At 71.7% G+C, this 6,536-nt stretch carries 5 protein-coding genes and 1 pseudogene; all 6 read left to right on the top strand.

Translation table 11 applies throughout. The features are described from left to right. Positions 1–437 (top strand): annotated as a pseudogene (locus OOT08_RS07530) (ROK family transcriptional regulator); the annotation flags it as partial. Positions 438–508: 71 nt separating this feature from the next. Next, positions 509–1,864, top strand: coding sequence for an extracellular solute-binding protein (locus OOT08_RS07525; protein WP_325091985.1), 1,356 nt, complete (start codon positions 509–511; stop codon positions 1,862–1,864). A 93-nt stretch (positions 1,865–1,957) separates the two neighbouring features. Then, complete coding sequence (locus tag OOT08_RS07520; protein ID WP_325091984.1) at positions 1,958–2,956, top strand: carbohydrate ABC transporter permease; 999 nt, start codon at positions 1,958–1,960, stop codon at positions 2,954–2,956. Then, a complete protein-coding gene (locus OOT08_RS07515) occupies positions 2,956–3,849 on the top strand; it encodes a carbohydrate ABC transporter permease (RefSeq protein WP_325091983.1) in 894 nt (297 codons plus the stop codon). Before OOT08_RS07520 ends, OOT08_RS07515 begins: the two co-directional genes overlap by 1 nt. Continuing rightward, on the top strand, positions 3,846–5,399 hold the full coding sequence (locus tag OOT08_RS07510; protein ID WP_442916191.1) for a glycoside hydrolase family 3 protein: 1,554 nt from the start codon (positions 3,846–3,848) through the stop codon (positions 5,397–5,399). The genes OOT08_RS07515 and OOT08_RS07510 overlap by 4 nt, the downstream gene beginning before the upstream one ends. Beyond that, positions 5,399–6,313: an ROK family protein gene (locus OOT08_RS07505; RefSeq protein ID WP_325091981.1), complete on the top strand. Its 915-nt coding sequence runs from the start codon at positions 5,399–5,401 to the stop codon at positions 6,311–6,313. The genes OOT08_RS07510 and OOT08_RS07505 overlap by 1 nt, the downstream gene beginning before the upstream one ends. The last annotated feature ends 223 nt before the right edge of the window (positions 6,314–6,536 follow it).

Raw genomic sequence — 6,536 nt, 5'->3', positions numbered from 1 at the left:
GCTCGCTCGTCTACGGGAGCCGCTACGCCGCGGGCGAGCTCGGCCAAGTCATGGTCGGCACCGACCTCGGCCCCGGCGCCCCGTACTCGCGCGAGCACGTGCTCGAATCCTGGCTCTCCGTGCCCCGGCTCCGGGAGCGCATCGCGGCGCTCGGCCCCGACGCGGACCCCACCCCGGTGCTCCGCGAGGCCGGGCAGCGCCTCGGGATTGCCCTCGCCCCCGTGATTGGGGCGCTCAACCTCGCCGAGGTGGTGCTCTCCGGTCCGCCGGAGCTCATCGGCGGCGCCCTGCTCGATGCCTGCGTCGAGAGCATCCGGGCGCGCACCATGGCCGACTTCCACGACTCGCTGACCGTGCGGCTCACCCCGCACGGCGCGGACATCGTGCTTCGCGGGGCCGCGGCCCTCGTCCTGTCCGAGCAGCTGGGGCTGAGCTGATGCGGGGAAGTCGAATGCAACAGACCAACACCGGCGGCCACGTGCCTCGGAACAAGGGAAAGGGACAGGCAATGATGCCAAGAATCGCACGCGGCGCCGCGGTGGCGCTCGCCTCCGTGCTCGTGCTCACCGGCTGCGCCGGGGGGAACACACCGGACTCCGGGGCCGCCGGCTCCGGCGACGAGAAGCTCACGATGTGGGTGCTCGGCGGGGACACCCCGGACGAGCTCCGCGACTACCTCACAGACACCTTCGCCGAAAAGACCGGGGCGACGCTCGACATCCAGCAGCAGGACTGGGGCGACATCATCACGAAGCTCACCACCTCGTTGCCCGATGAGAAGAACACCCCCGACGTCACCGAGATCGGCAACACCCAGTCGCCGACCTTCACGAACGTTGGCGCCTTCCTCGACATCACCGACATGGTCGACGAACTCGGCGGCGACGACCTGCTGGGCTCCTTCGTGGACGCGGGCAAGGTCGGGGACCAGAACTTCACGCTGCCGTACTACTTCGGCTCGCGCTACATGTTCTACCGCAAGGACATTTGGGAGGCGGCCGGGGTGACCGTGCCGAAGACCCTGGACGAGTTCAACACGGCGGTCGCCACGATCACCGAGAAGAACCCCAAGGACATCACCGACTTCTCCGGTTTCTTCCTCGGCGGCCAGGACTGGCGCGACGGGGTCTCCTGGATCTTCGCCAACGGCGGCGACATCGCCAAGCTCGAAGACGGGACCTGGGTCTCCACCCTGGACTCCCCGGAGTCCCTGACGGGCCTCTCGCAGCTGCAGGACCTGCAGCGCAAAGCCTCCAACGCGCCCAACGACGCGAAGGACTCCAACCAGTACATCTACCTGAACGACAGCGATCAGACGCTCGACGAGGAGGGCAACGCCTCCGGCGAGACCTCCCTGTCCGCCGCGACGATCATGGCCCCGGGCTGGGCGCACTGGTCGATCGGCGACCTGAGCACGGGCGACGACGGCAAGCCGGTCCGCACCTGGAACGATGACGTCTTCGGCACCTTCGCGCTGCCGGGCAACGACGGGAAACCGGCCCCCGTGTTCGCGGGCGGCTCGAACATCGGCATCTCGGCGAAGACCCAGCACCCGGAGCTCGCCAAGGAGCTCCTGCGGATCATCTTCTCCGCTGAGTACCAGCAGATGCTCGGCGAGAACGGGCTCGGCCCGGCCAACGAGCAGTACGTGGACTCGCTCGGGGACGACCAGTTCGCCCAGGCGCTCATCGAGTCCGCCTCCAACTCCAAGCTCACCCCGGCCGCGCCGGGCTGGGCATCCGTCGAGGCCGCAAACCTCATGGAGGAGTTCTTCAGCAAGATCGAGGCCGCGGACGACCTGTCCGCCCTCGCCCAGGAGTACAACGGCAAGATCGATGCGCTCCTGAACGTCAAGGCCGGTTAACCCGGTCGCGGCCGGTGCGGTGGGTGCGGCTTCGGGGGGAGCCGCACGCACCGCGCCAATCTGTTTGCCCGCTTGCGAAGAAAGGGGTCCGTCGTGACCCGCACGAACACCCTGACGCCCTCGGCGCCGAACGATGCCCGCGCGGGGCGTCCCGACGGCCCGGGACCCGGGAGCACCGCCGCTCCCGAGGGCGGTGCGCCCCGCGCCCGGAAGCGGCGGCTGACCCCCTACCTGCTCCTCATCCCCGCGGTCGTCATCGTCCTCCTGGCGATGGGCTACCCCCTCATCTGGCAGCTCATCACCTCGATGCAGAGCTTCGGGCTAGCCCAGCAGTTCGGCCAGCCGGCGCCCTTCGTCTGGTTCGAGAACTACCTCACCCTCTTCTCCGACCCCTACACGTGGGTCGTGGTCGCCCGCTCGCTCGCGTTCTGCCTCGTGACCGCCGGGGTCACCATGATCCTCGGCGTCCTGCTCGCGGTGCTCATGGCCACGGTCGTCACCCCCGTCCGCATCACGATCCAGATCGCCCTGCTCCTGGCCTGGGCGACCCCGGTCGTCGCCGCCATGACCATCTGGAACTGGCTCTTCGACTGGCGACGCGGCGTCGTGAACTGGGCGCTCAGCTCGCTCGGCATCGGCGAACCCAACCACAACTGGCTCCAGAACCCGCTGTCCTTCTTCCTCGTCGCGATGATCATCGTGGTCTGGATGAGCGTGCCCTTCGTCGCGTTCTCGGTGTACGCCGGGCTCAGCCAGGTCTCCGGGGAGGTGCTGGAGGCGGCGCGGATGGACGGGGCCGGCGGCTGGCAGCGACTGCGGTTCATCACCCTGCCGATGATCAAGCCCGTCCTCGGCATCGTCCTGCTGCTCCAGGTGATCTGGGACCTGCGCGTGTTCACCCAAATCCGGCTCCTGCAGGACAAGGGCTCGATCGCCAGCGAGACCAACCTGCTCGGCACCTACATTTACCAGCTCGGCGTCGGCTCCAGCGACTTCGCGATGGCGAGCGCGATGTCGATCTTCGTGCTGCTGCTGACCATCGCCATCAGCTGGTTCTACGTGCGGCACCTGCTCCGGGAGGACGAGTCCTGATGACCACCACCGAAACCCGGCTCCTGCGCACCCAGGGGGTCGCCCCCACGGCGCAGCGCCGCTCCCCGATCGCGAAGATCCTGCTCGGCGTCCTTGGCGTGGTCGTCGCCCTCGTCTGGGTCTTCCCCGTGTACTGGATGCTGAATTCCGCCTTCCTCCCGGACGCCGTGCTCCAGTCCGGCCGCCCCCAGTTCCTCCCCGTCGGCGGCTCCCTCGACAACTTCCGCGCCGTGATCACGGGCGGCACCTTCCTCCCCGCGCTCGGGGTCAGCGTCGCCGTCGCCCTCATCACCGTGATCTGCTGTCTCATCTTCGCCTTCCTCGCGGCGCTCGCGATCAGCCGCTTCCGCTTCCGCGGGCGCAAGAGCTTCGTCATCGCCGTGCTGCTCATCCAGATGCTCCCCGCCGAGGGGCTATTCATCGCCCAGTACAAGCTCATGGGCTCCGTCGGCCTGCTCAACTCCGTCATCGGCGTCTCCATCCTCTACATCGCCGCCGTGGTGCCCTTCACGATCTGGATGCTGCGCGGGTTCGTCGCCGGGATCCCGGTGGAGCTTGAGGAGGCCGCGATGGTGGACGGGCTCAGCCGCACCCAGGCCTTCCTGCGGATCACCTTCCCGCTGCTGGCCCCCGGCCTCGTCGCCTCCGGCGTGTACGCGTTCCTGCAGGCCTGGAACGAGTTCACCGTGGCCCTCGTGATCCTCCAGGACGGCAGCACCCAAACCCTGCCGCTGTGGCTGCGCGGCTTCATCCAGCAGTCCAGCTCCCGAGCCATCGACTGGGGCGAGGTGATGGCCGCCTCGACGCTCGTGGCGCTGCCCGTGATCATCTTCTTCCTCGTCGTGCAGGGCCGGATGACCTCCGGCCTCGTCAGCGGGGCGGTGAAGGGATGAGCGCGGTGACGAGCGAGGCGCTGGACCGCGACATCCTCGCGACGCTGATGCCCGGCTTCCTCGGCCAGGAACTGCCCGAGTGGCTCGCCGAGCGCCTCCGCGCCGGGCTCGGCGGGGTGTGCCTGTTCGGTCAGAACGTCGGCGATCCCGCCCAGGTGCGCGGGCTCACGGACGCCATCCGGGCCGCGAACCCGGACGCCGTCACCGCGATCGACGAGGAGGGGGGCGATGTCACCCGACTCTTCGCGGACACCGGCTCCCCGTACCCCGGCAACGCCGTGCTCGGCCGGCTCGATGACCCGGCCCGCACCGAGGCCGTGGCCGCCCGGGTCGGGCGGGCGCTCGCCGCGGTGGGCGTCTGCCTCGATCTGGCTCCCGACGTGGACATCAACTCGAACCCGGACAACCCCGTGATCGGGGTCCGCAGCTTCGGCGCGGAGCCGGACCTCGTCGCTCGGCACACCGCGGCCTGGATCCGTGGCCTGCAGGGCGCGGGGGTCGCCGCGAGCGCGAAGCATTTCCCGGGGCACGGGGACACGGCGCAGGACTCGCACGTGGCGCTGCCCAGCGTTCCCCTGGCGGAGGCGGCGCTGTCCGCCCGGGAGCTCGTGCCCTTCGTCGCGGCAATCGCGGCCGGGACCCGCACGATCATGACCTCGCACATCCTGCTTCCCGAGCTCGACGCGGAACTCCCGGCCACGCTGAGCCCTCGGATTCTCGGCGGCCTCCTCCGCGAGCGGCTGGGCTTTTCCGGGGTCATCGTGAGCGATGCCCTCGACATGCACGGGGCGAGCGGGGAACGCGGGATCCCAGAGGCCGCCGTGCTCGCCCTCGTCGCGGGGTGCGATCTGCTCTGCATCGGCACGGAAAACAGCGACGAACAGCTCGGCGAGATCCTCGCGCACGTGCGGCGAGCGGTGCGGGAGGGGCGGCTGAGCCCGGCCCGGGTTGCCGAGGCCGCCGCCCGCGTGCGCGCGCTCGGCGCGGGCTGGGCTCCGGCGAACTTTTCGGCCGCGGGCTTCGCCGCGGCCGCCGCGGTTGACCCCGCCGAGGTGCGCGCGGTCGCCGGGAGCATCGAGTGCGCTCCGGCTGCCCGGCGCTGGCTCGCCGAGCACGGCGGACCCGCGGGGGAGTACACGGTGCTCCGGATCGACGTGGCGGCGAATATTGCCGTGGGCGAGGCCCCCTGGGGGCCCTTCGCCGCGGTTGCGGCGGAGCGGCGCACCGGGGACGCCCCCGCGGTCGGCTTCGCCGCCCGGCCGGTGCTCCCGGTGTCCGCGGAGACCGGGCTGCCCGCGCTCCGCGAGCAGCTGGACCGCACCCCCGGCGCCCTGCTCGTCGTGGGCAAGGACCTGCACCGCTTCGGCTTCGCCCGCTCCCTCGTGGACGGGCTGCGGGCGGACGGCCGCGCGGTGCTGACCGCGGATCTCGGCTGGCCGAGCCCGGACCGCCGCTACGCCGAGATCGCCGCGCTCGGGGCGTCTCGCCTGCTCGGGCACGCCCTGATCGCGGTGCTCGATGCCCCCGCGGGCGCGGACGGGGGGCGCTGATGCGAATCGGTATCGATATCGGCGGCACGAAGACCGAGGCCGTCGCGCTCGGCGCGGACGGTGCGGTGGTCGCGCAGGCCCGGCTGGACACCGCGCGCGGTCCGGCGGGGGTGATCGGCACGGCGCTTGAGGCCCTGCGTCGGCTCGGCGGGGCGGCCACCGACCTGCGCGGGGCCGAGTCGATCGGGGTCGGCATCCCCGGGCTGGTGGACAGCGAGCACGGCGTCGTGGAGTACGCCTTCAACCTCGGCCTGGAGCGGCTGGATCTCGCGACCGCACTGCGCGAGCGCACCGGCGTCCCCGTCCGCGTGGAAAACGACGTCAAGGCGGCGGCCCTCGGCGCGACGCACCTGCTCGACATCGAGGGGTCGATGGCCTTCCTGAACTTGGGCACGGGGCTGGCCGCCGGGCTCGTCACGGACGGACGGATCCTGCGCGGGGCGCAGGGCATCGCCGGGGAGATCGGGCACGTCAGCGTCGATCCCGCGGGGATTGCCTGCCCCTGCGGGCAGCGCGGCTGCCTGGAGACCGTCGCGAGCGGCTCCGGCCTGGCCCGGCAGTGGCCGAGCCGGGACCCGCTGCCCGCCGCGGAGCTGTTCCGCGCCGCGGCGGACGGCGACCCGCTCGCCGCCGAGGTGCGGGATCGCCTCGTGCACGGGACCGCGCAGGCCGTCCGCCTGCTCGTGCTCACCGTTGACCCGGGCACCGTCGTCGTCGGCGGTGGGCTCCGCCACCTCGGGGCCTCGCTCTTCGATCGGGTGCGCGACGAATTCGCCGCGCTCGGCGCGCGCAGCGCCTTCTTCGCCTCCCTCGGTCTCGCCGAACGGCTCCGGGTGCTCCCGGACGGCCTCGCCGCGGCCGCCGTCGGCACGGCCCTGATCGGGCAGGCCCCGACCCCCGCACCGACCCCGTGAGGCGGCGCGCCCCGGTCCCGGGCAGGGGCCCCGGGGCGCGCTGCCTCGCGGACCCGGCCAGCGGTGACGCCGCCGCCCGGCTAGGTGGGGCACGACCCCTCCCGCGAGTGCTGCGCGCCTGCCCGGCAGCGGAGCGGGGCCTCCCGGATCAGATGCGCGCGACCGCCGGGAACACCCGGCGAACACCCCAGTCAGCGTCGAGGAGGAGAGCGTCATCGGCGAA

Origin of the sequence: Leucobacter sp. M11 (assembly GCF_035726885.1) — a bacterium.
Taxonomy (GTDB): Bacteria; Actinomycetota; Actinomycetes; order Actinomycetales; family Microbacteriaceae; genus JAPFRB01.
Note: the sequence above shows the minus strand (reverse complement) of the source record. Positions and strands in the feature narration are given on the sequence as shown.